Source organism: Glutamicibacter sp. NPDC087583, assembly GCF_044743685.1.
Classification (GTDB): domain Bacteria; phylum Actinomycetota; class Actinomycetes; order Actinomycetales; family Micrococcaceae; genus Glutamicibacter.
In genome coordinates this window covers 167,436-180,900 of sequence record NZ_JBIUWY010000005.1, presented here as the reverse complement: position 1 = coordinate 180,900, position 13,465 = coordinate 167,436, and the positions used below count along the sequence as shown (strand labels likewise).

Annotated in this window: 14 protein-coding genes and 1 pseudogene; 3 read left to right on the top strand and 12 right to left on the bottom strand. The window is 62.4% G+C overall.

What is annotated here, in order from left to right; translation table 11 throughout:
- Positions 1-39: 39 nt before the first annotated feature.
- The 3 genes from rdgB to ACIOU9_RS14065 form a co-directional block, all read right to left on the bottom strand.
- Positions 40-672, bottom strand: a complete 633-nt coding sequence (gene rdgB / locus ACIOU9_RS14075) for an RdgB/HAM1 family non-canonical purine NTP pyrophosphatase (protein WP_105658434.1) — start codon at positions 670-672, stop codon at positions 40-42.
- Positions 669-1,403, bottom strand: coding sequence for a ribonuclease PH (rph, locus tag ACIOU9_RS14070; protein WP_105662598.1), 735 nt, complete (start codon positions 1,401-1,403; stop codon positions 669-671). The genes rdgB and rph overlap by 4 nt, the downstream gene beginning before the upstream one ends.
- 89 nt (positions 1,404-1,492) lie before the next feature.
- Positions 1,493-2,149, bottom strand: coding sequence for a transcriptional regulator (locus tag ACIOU9_RS14065; protein ID WP_332731064.1), 657 nt, complete (start codon positions 2,147-2,149; stop codon positions 1,493-1,495).
- 88 nt (positions 2,150-2,237) lie between these two features.
- Between ACIOU9_RS14065 and ACIOU9_RS14060 the strand changes: the two genes are divergently transcribed.
- Entirely contained in the window at positions 2,238-2,702 is a 465-nt protein-coding gene (locus tag ACIOU9_RS14060) for a hypothetical protein (protein ID WP_402697282.1), read from the top strand.
- A 228-nt stretch (positions 2,703-2,930) separates the two neighbouring features.
- On the opposite strand, the pseudogene ACIOU9_RS14055 reads toward ACIOU9_RS14060, so the two are convergent.
- The 4 genes and pseudogenes from ACIOU9_RS14055 to clpS all read right to left on the bottom strand — a co-directional run.
- Positions 2,931-3,725 (bottom strand): annotated as a pseudogene (locus ACIOU9_RS14055) (MBL fold metallo-hydrolase); the annotation flags it as partial.
- Positions 3,722-4,645, bottom strand: a complete 924-nt coding sequence (murI, locus tag ACIOU9_RS14050; RefSeq protein ID WP_105662596.1) for a glutamate racemase — start codon at positions 4,643-4,645, stop codon at positions 3,722-3,724. The gene murI and the pseudogene ACIOU9_RS14055, both read right to left, overlap by 4 nt.
- A 3-nt stretch (positions 4,646-4,648) precedes the next feature.
- The gene (locus tag ACIOU9_RS14045; RefSeq protein WP_105662595.1) at positions 4,649-5,227 is read right to left on the bottom strand and encodes a DUF2017 domain-containing protein; all 579 of its coding nucleotides are present in this window, start codon (positions 5,225-5,227) and stop codon (positions 4,649-4,651) included.
- A gap of 2 nt (positions 5,228-5,229) precedes the next feature.
- Positions 5,230-5,514 carry an ATP-dependent Clp protease adapter ClpS gene (gene clpS / locus ACIOU9_RS14040; RefSeq protein WP_105658428.1) on the bottom strand — a complete coding sequence of 95 codons (285 nt, stop codon included), beginning with the start codon at positions 5,512-5,514 and terminating at the stop codon, positions 5,230-5,232.
- 142 nt (positions 5,515-5,656) lie between these two features.
- On the opposite strand from clpS, the gene ACIOU9_RS14035 reads away from it, so the two are divergent.
- Positions 5,657-6,955, top strand: coding sequence for a nicotinate phosphoribosyltransferase (locus ACIOU9_RS14035; protein ID WP_105662594.1), 1,299 nt, complete (start codon positions 5,657-5,659; stop codon positions 6,953-6,955).
- 104 nt (positions 6,956-7,059) lie between these two features.
- Positions 7,060-7,653: an isochorismatase family protein gene (locus ACIOU9_RS14030; protein ID WP_105658426.1), complete on the top strand. Its 594-nt coding sequence runs from the start codon at positions 7,060-7,062 to the stop codon at positions 7,651-7,653.
- 78 nt (positions 7,654-7,731) lie between these two features.
- Here the strand turns inward: ACIOU9_RS14030 and ACIOU9_RS14025 are convergent, their stop codons facing one another.
- The 5 genes from ACIOU9_RS14025 to ACIOU9_RS14005 all read right to left on the bottom strand — a co-directional run bounded on the left by ACIOU9_RS14025 (position 7,732) and on the right by ACIOU9_RS14005 (position 13,463).
- Entirely contained in the window at positions 7,732-9,498 is a 1,767-nt protein-coding gene (locus ACIOU9_RS14025) for a DEAD/DEAH box helicase (RefSeq protein WP_105658425.1), read from the bottom strand.
- A gap of 55 nt (positions 9,499-9,553) precedes the next feature.
- On the bottom strand, positions 9,554-9,805 hold the full coding sequence (locus ACIOU9_RS14020) for a DUF3039 domain-containing protein (RefSeq protein WP_105658424.1): 252 nt from the start codon (positions 9,803-9,805) through the stop codon (positions 9,554-9,556).
- 301 nt (positions 9,806-10,106) lie between these two features.
- On the bottom strand, positions 10,107-11,672 hold the full coding sequence (locus tag ACIOU9_RS14015; protein ID WP_105658423.1) for a transporter: 1,566 nt from the start codon (positions 11,670-11,672) through the stop codon (positions 10,107-10,109).
- On the bottom strand, positions 11,654-12,412 hold the full coding sequence (locus tag ACIOU9_RS14010) for an ABC transporter ATP-binding protein (RefSeq protein WP_105658422.1): 759 nt from the start codon (positions 12,410-12,412) through the stop codon (positions 11,654-11,656). Before ACIOU9_RS14010 ends, ACIOU9_RS14015 begins: the two co-directional genes overlap by 19 nt.
- A 139-nt stretch (positions 12,413-12,551) precedes the next feature.
- Positions 12,552-13,463, bottom strand: coding sequence for a co-chaperone YbbN (locus ACIOU9_RS14005; protein ID WP_402697281.1), 912 nt, complete (start codon positions 13,461-13,463; stop codon positions 12,552-12,554).
- Between the last annotated feature and the right edge of the window lie 2 nt (positions 13,464-13,465).

Here is a 13,465-nt window from a genome sequence, read left to right as displayed (position 1 = left end):
GGATTTGCTGGCGTTCTTGTTCTATCCGGGATTTGGAGGCTACTTGGCCAAGGCCTTGGTGACCTCGTCGATGATGCTGGGCAGCAACGCGGCGAAGGCGCGAGCCCGGTGCGAGATCGCGTTCTTCTCCTCCGGAGTGTGCTGGGCCATGGACTTGCCGGCACCGGCCGGTTCGAAGATCGGATCATAGCCGAACCCATGCTCGCCGGCACGCTCGGTGCGCAGCACGCCCTCGACCTTGCCCAGTTCCACGTGCTCGGCACCCTCTGGGGTAGCCAGTGCCGCGGCGCAGACGAACTGCGCTGCGCGGTGCTCGGCAGCAATATCGCCGAGCTGCCCGAGCAGCAGATCGATATTCGCTTCGTCATTGCCGTGCACCCCGGACCAGCGCGCCGAGAAGATTCCCGGCGCTCCCCCGAGCACATCCACGCTCAAACCGGAATCATCGGCCAGCGCCACCAGGCCGGTGGATGCCGAGATCTCGCGGGCCTTTTTCAGCGCATTGCCCTGGAAGGTGACCTGGTCTTCAACCGGATCGGCAGCCCCAGCGGTGGCGGCGTCGATGACCTGGCTGTCAACATCCAAGCCCGGCACCTGCCCGCGCAGCAATTCGCGCAATTCGCGCAGCTTGCCCTGGTTGCGCGAGGCAAGCACCAGTACCGGCTTGCTCATTTGGTGCTGCTCAGGGTTTCACGCTGGATCTCGGCCAGCTCGTTGGTACCGCCAAGGGCCAGGTCCAGCAGGGCATCCAGCTCCTCGCGCTTGAATGGAACCCCTTCGGCGGTGCCCTGGACCTCGACGAAGTCGCCGGATCCGGTGACCACGACGTTCATGTCGGTCTCGGCGCGAACATCTTCCTCGTAGGGCAGGTCCAGCATCGGGGTGCCATCGATGATGCCCACCGAGATCGCGGCGACCGAGTCGGTGAGCACCTTGGCGTTGGCCTTCACGATGCCCTGCGAACGGGCCCAGGAAATTGCTTCTGCCAGTGCCACGTAGGCACCGGTGATGGCGGCAGTGCGGGTGCCGCCGTCGGCCTGCAGGACGTCGCAGTCCAGCACGATGGTGTTTTCGCCCAGGGCCTTGGTGTCCACGACGGCACGCAGCGAGCGGCCGATCAGGCGGGAAATCTCATGGGTGCGGCCCGAGAGCTTACCCCTGACCGATTCGCGGGAGTTGCGGGTGTTGGTAGCACGTGGGAGCATCGCGTATTCAGCGGTGACCCAGCCGGTGCCTTCGCCCTTGAGCCAGCGTGGCACGCCCTCGGTGAAGGACGCGGTGCACAGCACGCGGGTGTTGCCGAATTCGATCAGCGCCGAGCCTTCGGCCTGAGCGGACCAGCCACGGGTGATGGTAATGTCTCGAAGTTGCGCGGCTCCTCGGCCGTCAGCGCGTAAAGTCATGCTTCCATCCTAACCACGCGCACCGCGCGATCTGTACGGGTGAACCCGCGAGTTACGGTGAAATGCACCTCGTGGCGCATCCTTGGCAGCTACTGAGGATGCACCACAACGCAGCATCGCCCGGGACGCGGGCTCAGCTCGGCCCGGCTGCAATCCAACTGGCACCCCTCCAAGACGCCTGAAACCAGTTCATAGTTCATGGAGCAGACCAGTTCGGTCTGCTGCTGCGCGACCAGATGGAAGGGGCAGTTCCCCATGGAGATCTCTCCTCGCTCGTCTGCTTCAGGCGCATAGCCCAGCTCGTCCAGCAGCGGCACGAGCCCGTCACCGGCCTGCCCCAGGTTCTGCCCCTCGCCACGTGCCGCCTGACGCAGCGCCTGGAGCACAGCCCCCGAGGCATCGGCACTGGCCGCGTTCGCCAGCAAGCTGCCCAAGAGGCGGTAATTGCGCGCTGGCAAGCTCACGGATACTTCCTCTTGGGCGAGCGCGTAAAGTTTCGCGGTGCGCCCGGCCCCCGGCCCGTTTTTGCCTTCCGGCCGTGCGAAAGTCACCGCCAGCAATCCTGCGCTTGCCAGCCGGTCCAGATGGTAGGCGGCCAGGGTCCGGCTGATTCCTGCGGCCTTGGATGCCGCGTCGCGTCCTGCCGGTTGCGGACTTTGCGAAATGAATTCGAACAGTCGCCGCCGAACCGGATCGTTGAGCGATTTGAGGACCGCATCTTGCTGCAAGCTCAGTTTTGTCGACATGCCAGAATTCTATCAACAATGGATCTTGACAAATAGGCCTGAGAGGCGAATTCTGGGTATACGTTCAAACCTTTGGAGGGTGATCGCCATGAGCGCCTCATGGAGCGAGAAGCATCCGGTCTCGCACATACGGGCAACAACAGCTGCACGAGTCAACACCGACCCGTCGTTGAGCGCATTCTGGATCCTGCGCATTGGATTTGTCGTCCTGCCCCTGCTGATGGGACTGGACAAGTTCGCGAACGTCATGACCTACTGGCCGGAATACCTGGCCCCGTGGATCATTGCCATCGTGCCGTTCTCCGCGCAAACCGCCATGCATTTCGTTGGCGTGGTGGAACTGGTTGCCGCCGCATCGATGATCATCAAGCCGCGCTACGCGAGCTATGTGCTGTCACTGTGGCTGCTGGGCATCATCGTCAATCTGGTCTCGATGGGCATCTTCCTCGATGTCGCCCTGCGCGACGTGGGACTGCTGGTCGCCGCATTGGCCCTGACCCGACTGGCCAGCAAATACGACAAGCCCTGGGGCGCCAAGCACGGCGCCGGCTAGGCTGCTTCCGGGAACGCGAAAAGCACCGGCGCAGAGGATATTTCTTCCTGTCCGCCAGTGCTTTTTCCCGGTTCCGCGTGCCTACTTCTTGCGTTTGAGCAAGGGGAACTTGCGGGTCTTCTCGTACTTGATGGTCGGCATGGTGCCGGTACGGGTCTTCAGGTAGTCGGTACCGCGCTCCCCCTTGAACAGGGCCGGGTCCTTGTCTTCCTTCAGGCTGCCGGAGTACACGCCGTAAGTCACCCCGGAAACGGCAACAGCGATCCCGCCGTCGTAGGTTTCCTTGGCTTCCTCGACTACCTTGTTGATGTCGGTCCATACCGGAATGTGCGTCAGCAGCATGCGCTCGGCACCGGCCGCGGTCGCCATTTCGCCAGCACGCTTGCCCGTCAGGTGCACGCCGTCGATATGGTCATCGCGGCCCTCTTCGAAGGCCGCTTCGCACAGGAACATGTCAGCGCCGCGGGCTGCCTCAACCAGGCCATCGCAGCTGTCGGTGTCCCCGGAATAGGTCAGCACGCTGGTCAGCAACTCGCCATCGGGGCCCGGCTCATGCGCTTCCACGCGCAGCGCATAGGCTTCCTTGATCGGGTGGCGCACCGGGTAGGGAGTGATGGTGAAGGGACCGATGTTCACCGGCTGCAAGGATTTCCAGACCTGGAAGTCGTAGTCCTTGGCCATGGTGTCGCCATCGGGCAGGGAGTAGGCCGTTTCAATGCGTTCGGCAGTATCTTCCGGACCGTGCACCAGCATCCGGTCCCGGCCCCAGCCCGTCGGGTCCCAGCGAATCGCCACATGCAAACCGCAAAGGTCCATGCAGTGATCGGGATGCAGATGGGAAATCATGATCCCGTCAATGTCTTTTAAATCGGTGTAACGCTGAAGCACGCCCAACGCGCCGGAGCCCAGATCCAGCAGGATCTTCCAGTCGCGCGTGCCATCAAAGGCCGACACCAGGTAGCAGGAAGCGGGCGATCCCGGCCCTGGGAATGACCCGGTGCATCCAATGATGGTCAGCTTCATTCGTTACTCGCTTTCGACGCGGCAATCATCTGCGGGGTAATCCGCGAAATAGCTCCGGTCGGATAGTGGGCGGCTACATGGTCCACGTGGCGCACCTGCAGCACCTCGGGTCCGAGGAATCGGCGAGCCAGTACACCAAAGCTATCAGCGTTGCCTGTGGCTAGGAACTCATGACGCGCCGCGGCGCCGTCGTTGCGCACCAGGGCATGGCGGGTCAACGCCCGGAAAACGTCCTTTGCCGTTTCCTCGGCACTCGAAACCAAGCTGACCGAATCCCCCATGACATAGGAGATCACGCCGGTCAGCAACGGATAGTGCGTGCATCCCAGAACCAGGGTGTCTACATCGGCGGCCTGCAGCGGCGCCAGGTATTCCTGCGCGATCTCCAGCAGCTCGGCACCGGCGGTAATGCCGGACTCCACGAACTCCACGAAGCGCGGGCAGGCCACGGTGGAGACCTGCAAGTTCGGCGCGGCCGCAAAGGCGTCCTCGTAGGCGCGTGAACCAACAGTCGCCTGGGTGCCGATGATGCCGATCTTGCCATTCTTCGTGCCGGCTACCGCACGGCGCACCGCCGGCTGGATGACCTCGACGACCGGGATGCCATAGCGCGCGGTATAGCGCTCGCGAGCATCGCGCAGCACCGCGGCAGAGGCCGAATTGCAGGCAATCACCAGCAGCTTCACGCCACCATCGACCAGCTCATCCATCACCCCCAGCGCATTGGCACGAACCTGGGCAATGGGCAGCGGGCCATAGGGAGAGTTGGCGGTATCCCCCACGTAGATCAGCGATTCGCCCGGCAGCTGGTCAATGATCGCGCGGGCCACGGTCAGCCCGCCAACGCCCGAGTCGAAAATGCCGATGGGGGTATTGGCCTCCGGGGCCGAGACCTGCCCGGTAGCAAAGTAGGAATTCATGGATTAGAACTCCGCATCCATCAGTGCAGCCATCAGGGTATCGAGGACCCATGAAATCAGGTTGTACACCAAGGACATATATTCGTCCGGGGTGTTCACCTCGGATGCATCGAGCACCTCTGCGACCCGGGCCGAATCCTCTTCACTGCGGATTTCCAGGCGCTCTGCGAGCACCAGGCGCACGTCGTTCAGCGCTTGGGCAAAACGCGTCGCGGTGTCCTTGTCCAAGACCAGCTTTTCGGTGTCCAGCAGCATCTGGGCCTCGCGCAGGCGGCCAACCTTTTGCGCGATCAGGTCGGCTTCGGTCAGCCGGCGATGCTCCGCGGCGGCCACTGCGTCATCGCTGGCATCCGGCAGCAGCCTGGCCAGCGCCGGGTCGGAAACCGGCGGCAGGTCCATGGACTCGGGCCGCATGCCGGTCAGGGCGTAAAGCGGATCAACATCTTCGGGCAACTGGTGCAGCTGCGCACGCTCCTCGAGCATTCCAATGACATCGCCGAAGAGTTCGCGGATCAGTTTTCGTTCTGCGGAGTGCAGTGTTCCGGTAATGCCCTTGGAACCGTTCTTGAAGGCCTTCGCCACGTTCAGGCTCCCTGGGTCATCGTTGCGTTCAGGCCGAATCCGTGCATTGCCTGCACATCGGATTCGATAGCTTCGCGGCTGCCGCTGCGCACCGTGCAGAAGCCGTCATGGTGCACCTGCAGCATGAGCTTCTCGGCTTTTTCCGCGCTGAAACCAAAGTAGGAACGGAACACGTAGGATACGTAGCTCATCAAGTTCACTGGATCATTCCACACGACCAAGCGCCAGGGCTTGTCTTGGGATACCAGGGTTTCAAATTCGGAAAGTACATCGGGCATTGCGGTCATGGCTTCCATTTTACGCTTGGAAGCTGAACGCAACACCGGACACGGCAAATATCACCTTGAGCGTGAGCCGTTATACAGTAAAACCGGTCTGCTTTCCCAAGCAGCACCGTATAAGGCCTTTTCCGATCATCAGGAGCGTCACATGCGCACCAGTCTCTTCACCGACCACTATGAGCTGACCATGCTCCAAGCAGCGCTGGGATCCGGTGCAGCTCACCGCCCGTCTGTCTTCGAGGCATTCGCTCGCCGCTTGCCCGAGGGCCGGCGCTATGGCGTGGTCGCAGGTACTGGTCGCGTGCTCGAAGGGTTGGCAAACTTCCGCTTCGATGACGAACAGCTGCGTTTCCTCAGCGACAACAAGGTAGTCAACGCGGAAACCATCAAGTACCTGGAGAACTTCCGCTTCACCGGCAGCATCTCCGGCTACGCCGAGGGCGAGTTGTACTTCCCGAATTCGCCGCTGCTGACCGTGGAGTCGACTTTCGCTGAAGCCTGCGTTATCGAGACTTTCCTGCTCTCGGTCATGAACCATGATTCGGCCATCGCTTCGGCGGCATCGCGAATGATCGCCTCGGCCGGCGAACGCCCATGTATCGAGATGGGCTCGCGCCGCACCCATGAGGAATCAGCAGTGGCTGCCGCGCGGGCCGCCATGATTGCCGGATTCACTTCAACGTCCAATTTGGAAGCCGGTGCCCGCTATGGCTTGAAGACCGTTGGCACTTCGGCCCACTCGTTCACCCTGCTTCACGACACCGAGCGCGCCGCCTTCGAAGCGCAGGTTGCCTCGCTGGGCAAGGACACCATCTTGCTGGTGGATACCTACGACGTGGAGAAGGGCGTACGCACCGCGGTTGAAGTTGCGGGTCCGGAACTAGGCGGAGTCCGGCTGGACTCGGGCGACCTGGTGCAGCAGGCAGGCTGGGTTCGCGAGCTGCTTGATGACCTGGGCAACTGGAACACCAAGATCACCGTGACCTCGGACCTCGACGAGTACGCGATCGCCGCCCTGGCCAGCGCCCCGGTTGACGCCTATGGCGTCGGCACGGCATTGGTCACCGGCTCCGGCCATCCGACCGCGTCGATGGTTTACAAGCTGGTTGCCCGCCAAGACGATTCGGGGCAATGGATTCCGGTCGCCAAGGCCGCGGCGAACAAGGCCAGCGTGGGCGGGCGCAAGTACGCGGTGCGCCAGCTCAATGAACGCAACCGCGCTGTCGCTGAAATCGTCTCCACTTCCGAGTACACCACCGGCGGCCCCGAGCGGGATCTGGTGGTCCCGTTGGTGCGCCATGGCGAGATCGATCAGGCGTACGTGGGTGCAGCTGGCGTCAAGCTCGCCACCGAGCGCCACTTCGCATCGGTCCAGGAACTGCCAGGCGTGGCACGCAAGATGCAGCGTGGCGAACCGGTCATCCCGACCGTCATGATCCAGGACTAGTCGAACACACGAAAATCCCAGCTGCGGGACGTAGGATCCAGATTCAAGGATCCTGCGGTCCGCAGTTTTCCAATCTCTACACTTCCCCCAGCCAGGAGGCAGCGATGAGCAGAGCCCTGTTGATCATTGATGTCCAACCCGACTTCTGCGAAGGCGGAGCCCTGGCCGTGACCGGCGGCAACGCCGTCGCAACGGCCATTGCCGCGGATATTGCCGAACGCCGCGATGCCTACTCGGCAATCGTCACCACCCAGGATTGGCATATCGAGCCCGGGAATCATTTCTCGGAAACCCCCGACTTCATTGATTCCTGGCCGGTGCACTGTGTCGCCGGAACATCTGGCGCCGCCCTGCATCCGCAGCTCGCCGAGGTGCCCCTGGATGCGCACTTCGCCAAGGGGCGCTTCACCGCAGCCTATTCGGGTTTCGAAGCCAGAGTGCTGGATCCATCGGCTGACCAGGCTGATGAAAGCGGAGAACTGCTAGGTCCATGGCTCAAGGCCAGAGGCATTGACTCTGTAGATGTCGTAGGCCTCGCCGCGGATCATTGCGTAAAGGCGACCGCCTTCGATGCAGCTGAAGCAGGATTCACCACGACCATCATTTCTCCGCTGACCGCAGCAGTCTCGCCGGAGAATCTGCCGGCGATACGCGAGGAACTGAGGGCAGCCGGGGTAACGGTGATTTCGCTGGGTTGATGATCCCCCGGAAAGCAGAAACGGCTTTGCTCCTGACCGAATTTTCCGGTCAGGGGCAAAGCCGTTCTCTCGTGGAGCCTATTTTCGCCCGACGAACCAGTCCTGCAGCTTGTCAATGCGCGCCTGCAGCTGGTCAGCAGTAGCCTGCGGCACTGCAGGCCCGCCGCAGACGCTGCGCAGCTTGTTGTGGATCTGCCCGTGCGGGGTGCCGGTGCGGGCAGCCCATGCCGAGACATTCTTCGACAGCTTGGTGCGCAGCTCCATCATGCGGCGGTGGTCCGAGACCGGCTCGGGCTTGGTGCCGCCCTTGGAAATCTGCTTGTTCTGCTGCTTGCGCAGCAGCTCGGAAACCTGTTCGGTATCCAGCAGGCCCGGGATCCCCAGGAAGCCGAGTTCTTCTTCACTGCCGATGTCGGCGCCGGTACCGAATTCGCCGCCGTCGAAGAGCACGCGGTCAAAGGAGGCCTGCGAGTTCAGCGCCTCGAACTTGTTGCGCGTCAGCTCGTCGCTGGCCTTGTCTTCCTTGTTCGCCGCTTCCAGCAGCGAATCGTCCAGCCCGTCTTCGTCCTTGGAACCTTCACGGTCCAAGGCGTGGTCACGTTCGACTTCCATCTCGTTGGCCAAGGCCATCAGGATCGGCACCGAGGGCAGGAAGACCGAAGCCACCTCGCCGCGCTTGCGGCTACGCACGAAGCGGCCGACCGCCTGGGCGAAGAACAACGGAGTGGAGGTGGACGTCGCATAAACGCCCACGCAGAGACGCGGAACGTCCACGCCTTCGGACACCATGCGCACCGCAACCATCCAGCGCGCGTCGGATTCGGAGAAATCGTCGATCTTCTGCGATGCCTTGGGGTCATCGGAAAGAATGGTGGTGACCTTCTCGCCACAGATCGCTTCGAGCTGGGCCGCGTAGCCGCGCGCGTCCTCGTGGTCCGTGGCGATGATCAGGCCGCCGGCGTCCTTCACGGTGCGGCGGACCTCCGAGAGCCGCCGGTCAGCGGCCTGCAGCACCGACGGGATCCAGTCGCCGTGCGGATCCAGCGCGGTACGCCAGGCGTGGGCGGTGACATCCTTGGTGAAGCCTTCGCCGAGGTTTGCTTCCATCTCCTCGCCGCCGGAGGTACGCCAGCGCATATTGCCCGAATAGGCCATGAACAGCACCGGACGGACCACGTGGTCGGCCAGGGCGCTGCCGTAGCCGTAGGTGTAGTCCGCCTTGGAACGGCGAATGCCATCGCCCTCGTCCACATACTGCACGAAAGGAATCGGGGCCGCATCGGAACGGAACGGGGTACCGGTCAGGGCAAGCCGCCGGGTGGCCGGTTCGAATGCTTCACGAATGCCATCGCCCCAGGACAGCGCATCGCCTGCGTGGTGGACCTCATCCATGATCACCAGGGTGCGGGCATCTTCGGTTTTCGCGCGGTGCACCGCGGGCTTCAGCGAGACCTGGGCATAGGTCACCACCACGCCCATGTAGTGCGAGCCGTGCCGGCCGTCGGAGTTCTTGTAGTTCGGGTCCAGTGAGATGCCCACACGCGCCGCCGCATCCGCCCACTGCTTTTTCAGGTGGTCGGTGGGCGCGACAACGATCATGCGGTTGATCTTGCCCGAGTCGATCAGCACTTTGGCCAGGCGCAGCGCGAAGGTGGTCTTACCTGCGCCAGGGGTCGCCACTGCCATGAAGTCCTTGGGCTCCGTATCGAAGTACAGAGCCAAGGCCTCGGCCTGCCAGGCACGCAGCTTCGGCCCAGTTCCCCAAGCCGCACGTTCCGGATACGCTACCGGCAGCTTGTCTTCTAGTGGAAGCTTGTCGCCAAAATCAAAGAGTGTCTCGGTCATTTACCTTTTCCCGGCCGCGTGCATTGTGTGAAGTAGTGCTAGTTCATTCGCAGCACTACCCCATCATGGAGTCGTAGACTTCCTTGCACTCGGGGCATACCGGGAACTTCTGCGGATCTCGGCCTGGCGTCCAGACCTTGCCGCACAGAGCGATCACTGGGTCGCCGGTCATTGCCGACTCCATGATCTTTTCCTTCTGCACGTAGTGAGCAAAACGCTCATGATCTCCGGCCTCGACACTCTGGGTTGTCTCGGTACGTTCAATCGTGGCAGTGCCACCGCGGGTTTCTTCAGACTGTTCCACCATGCCTCCAAGTCTAATACGGATTGCCACTGCTGTCCGCGTGGCAAGCATGGGAGCTTGTCCACATTGACTTTGCCGCGCTGCACTAGGCCGCCCCATCGATTTCTTCCTCGCTGCAAGTCAACAACCATTTTTCAATGTTCTTGCGATGCGTTGCGGTGCCGTTGGAAGTCGATATTGCGCCAATTGGGCGCGACCCGATCAATATCCTGTGAACCTCCTTGCACCCAAGGCAGGCAAACGGCCGCCTAGCGGAAAACAGCGTCCCGCTAGACGGCCGGAGGCAGCAATTCGGCTGCTGCGCCTACTTATTGAGGATGACCGACTGCATCAGCTCAGGAGTGCGCTTTTCGTACCATTTGCCACCGAGGGCAATGCCGCCGAGCATCAGTCCGATACCCACGGCCAGGCCCGCGCCCAAGGTGATGAAGCCGAAGGACTGCGACTGCTTCACCCAGCCGATGATGTAGGGAATGAGTACCGGGATCAGCAGGAGGCCCATGGCAAGCATGATTCCCAGCTGGGTCAGCGCAATGCGCATGCCATTGCCCGGAGGGGTCTTCATCGGGTTATCACCCGGCAGCGGCACCGAATAGGTGTAGCGGGCCGAGGACACCGACGCGACGCCCAACGCGATGAGCAGCCCCGCCAGTGACAGGCCCAGGTCTCCCGGGATGCGCCACAGCGCACCGGAGATGAGGCCCGGCAAAATGGCTGCCGCCAGGACCGGAACGATGGCAATCAGGAAACAGGACAGCACTCGCCCTGCCCGATCAGCACGTCCGGAAATGCCGGTCAGCGCGTGCAGCGCAAAGGCGGTGTTGTCATAGGAAATGTCGGCCGAGATGGAGAAGCCCATCAAGATGCCGATCAACGGGCCCAGCAGGAACATCATCACGTAGCTGCCGGTCTGGTTGCCGGTGAACCAGAAGAGCAACGGCAGCATCGGCACAATGAGCACGCCAATGGCATAGCGCGGATCCTTGAACCAGTAGGTCAGTGCGCGGGCAGCCACGGCGCCCGTTGGCGTGGCCGGCATCAACTTGAAGAAGCCCAGCCCCTTGGCCGTGGCAGCGCGCTGCTCTGGCGGCGGGGTCACCGTGGCTTTGGCGGTAGCTCGAGCCAGCAGGAGGTACAGTCCGCCAAGGTAGAGCAAGCCCAGCGCCAGATGGATCGCCATCTGGCCGTAGTGCGCCGAGGCAAAAGCCCCGGGAATCGCGGCAAAGGCACCCAACGGGGTGTAGCCCAAGACCGAGGCAATCGGCTGGATCCAGTCGCTCATGCTCTGCGCGGCAGCCAATGCCGAGGTCACGATCGGCCCCAAGGCGATGAGCACCACGAACAGCAGCACGAAGGTCAATTCACGGAATCGGCGCTTGGCCCGCAGTGCGGTCGCCATGATCACCAGATACTGGCAAAGAAGAATCGCCATCACCGCGGTCGCCACCGCTGCCAGCAGGGCCAGCATGAGCGCGCCCGCATCGAAGCGCCACATCAGCGAGGCGCCGAGCAGGCCCGCAATGGTCAGCACCGCGGGAATCGAGATGAAGCCAGCCAGCACCAGCGCTGGCCCCAAGGTCTTTTCCGGAATCCCGAAGTGGACAAAGCGTGAAGGTTCCAGGGTGAGGTCAACACCGGTCAGCAGCGGCGGGATGATGGCCCAGCCCAGCACCACGGCCGAGCCGATCAGGGTGAAGATTTCGCTCTGGAAAGGAATATCGCCGGCGGTAAACCACATGGCCAAGGTCAGCATGGTGATCATGCCCAGTGCGTACAGGCCACCGATAATGACGCCGATGAGCTGGCCGACGGAGCGCTTGAAGCCGTTGGCGAGCAAGCGCAGTTTCAGGCTTAGGACGTGCGCAACCATGACAGCCCTTCATTATTGGCGCGGCCGCCCACCAGATCGACGAAGCGATCTTCCAGGCTCATGCCGCCGCGGACTTCATCCACGGTGCCCTGCGCCTTGAGCATGCCATCGGAAATGACCGCGACATGCGTGCACATGCGCTGGACGAGGTCCATCACATGCGAGGAAACGATGACGGTGCCGCCGAATTCAACGTAGTTATTCAGGATGTCGCGGATATTCGCCGCAGATACCGGGTCCACCGCCTCGAACGGCTCGTCCAGAACCAGCAGCTTTGGCGAGTGGATCATCGCGGTAGCCAAGGAAATCTTCTTGGTCATGCCGGCCGAGTAGTCCACCACCAGCTTGTCGCCGTCATCGAGCAAATCCATCACGCGCAGCAGGTCTTCGGTACGCTGGGCAACTTCTGCGCGTTCCATGCCGCGCAGCAATCCCGAGTAGGTCACCAGCTGGCGGCCGGTCAGCCGGTCAAACTGGCGCACGCCATCAGCCAGGACTCCCAACGTGGCCTTGGCCGCTTGCGGATCAGCCCAGATATCCACGCCGTTGACCAGCGCTTGGCCTGAATCCGGGCGCAGCAATCCAGTGGCCATGGAAAGCATGGTGGTCTTGCCGGCACCATTGGGTCCGACAAGACCGTAGAAGGAACCCGCAGGAACTTGCAGGCTGACGTTGTTCACGGCAATCTTGGCGCCGAATTGCTTGGCAAGACCCCGAATGTCCAGTGCGATCTGATTCATAGCTTAAGGCTAGCAATGCCCCTAGTCAGAACGCATCATCCTTTGGAGTTAAACCCAGGTCTAAGACAACCGCCGCGACCCAGGGAAAAACCCTGGGCCACGGCGGTTGAACTGCTTGGTCCAGTCCCTGGACGTCAGCCTAGAAGAGTACGCGTGCCAGTTTCTGCCGCGAGGCAGCCACGCGTGGATCGCTGTTGCCGATTACCGCATAGAGCTCAATCAGGCGACGGCGGACCCGCTCGCGGTCTTCATCAGCCAGGCGGGAGATCAGCGAAACCAGTCGGGCGAAGGCATCTTCGACATGCCCGCCCACCACGTCCAGATCTGCTACATCCAGCTGGGCTGCGATGTCTTCAGGGTTCTGCGCGGCTTGCTCGCGGGACTTGTTCAGATCCAGGTTGTGCGTACGCGAGAGCAGTCGAACCTGGTACACGCCGATCTGCGCGTCCTTGTCGTTCGGCTTCTCGTTCAACGCTTCCAGGTAGGCGGCCTCGGCGGCGGCGTAGTCCCCGGCATCGATGGCGTCCACGGCCTTCTGGTGCAGCGGCGGCAGCTCTGGTTCAGGTTCGCCGGCCTGCCCGGAGAATGCCGGGGCGGTACCGCTCATGCCCTGCTGGACTGCGAGCTGTTCAAGCTGTGCGAAAACCTGGACAATCTGCTGTTCCTCGGCAGGACCCTGGAACAGCGGCACCGGCTGGCCCTTGATCAGCGCCACCACCATCGGGATCTGCTGGGCCTGGAAGGCCTGGGCGATCTGCGGGTAGGTTTCCGCATCCACCAGGCCGAGGATGAATTTGCCGCCCTTGGCATCCACCAGCTTGCGCAGCGTCGCATCCAGCTCTGCCGAGACCTGCACGCGAGGCGAGCCGAGGGAAACGATGGCAGGTACCTGCTGGGACATGCCGACGAACTGCTGGAACGCAGCCTCATCCAGATTGGTGGTCCAGCTTGCCGGACCAGCCGGCATGCTGCCGGTAGCTTCCGGGCCTTGGCTGGCCAGGGCGGAGAGATCTACCGCACCGCGGGTTGAGGGAATGTTCTGATCAGTCATGG

Bases quoted from the DNA above. Each gene is read 5' to 3' on its own strand.
- rdgB (WP_105658434.1), bottom strand. From the start codon at position 672: ATGAGCAAGCCGGTACTGGTGCTTGCCTCGCGCAACCAGGGCAAGCTG.
- rph (WP_105662598.1), bottom strand. From the start codon at position 1,403: ATGACTTTACGCGCTGACGGCCGAGGAGCCGCGCAACTTCGAGACATT.
- ACIOU9_RS14065 (WP_332731064.1), bottom strand. From the start codon at position 2,149: ATGTCGACAAAACTGAGCTTGCAGCAAGATGCGGTCCTCAAATCGCTC.
- ACIOU9_RS14060 (WP_402697282.1), top strand. From the start codon at position 2,238: ATGAGCGCCTCATGGAGCGAGAAGCATCCGGTCTCGCACATACGGGCA.
- murI (WP_105662596.1), bottom strand. From the start codon at position 4,645: ATGAATTCCTACTTTGCTACCGGGCAGGTCTCGGCCCCGGAGGCCAAT.
- clpS (WP_105658428.1), bottom strand. From the start codon at position 5,514: ATGACCGCAATGCCCGATGTACTTTCCGAATTTGAAACCCTGGTATCC.
- ACIOU9_RS14035 (WP_105662594.1), top strand. From the start codon at position 5,657: ATGCGCACCAGTCTCTTCACCGACCACTATGAGCTGACCATGCTCCAA.
- ACIOU9_RS14030 (WP_105658426.1), top strand. From the start codon at position 7,060: ATGAGCAGAGCCCTGTTGATCATTGATGTCCAACCCGACTTCTGCGAA.
- ACIOU9_RS14025 (WP_105658425.1), bottom strand. From the start codon at position 9,498: ATGACCGAGACACTCTTTGATTTTGGCGACAAGCTTCCACTAGAAGAC.
- ACIOU9_RS14020 (WP_105658424.1), bottom strand. From the start codon at position 9,805: ATGGTGGAACAGTCTGAAGAAACCCGCGGTGGCACTGCCACGATTGAA.
- ACIOU9_RS14015 (WP_105658423.1), bottom strand. From the start codon at position 11,672: ATGGTTGCGCACGTCCTAAGCCTGAAACTGCGCTTGCTCGCCAACGGC.
- ACIOU9_RS14010 (WP_105658422.1), bottom strand. From the start codon at position 12,412: ATGAATCAGATCGCACTGGACATTCGGGGTCTTGCCAAGCAATTCGGC.
- ACIOU9_RS14005 (WP_402697281.1), bottom strand. From the start codon at position 13,463: ATGACTGATCAGAACATTCCCTCAACCCGCGGTGCGGTAGATCTCTCC.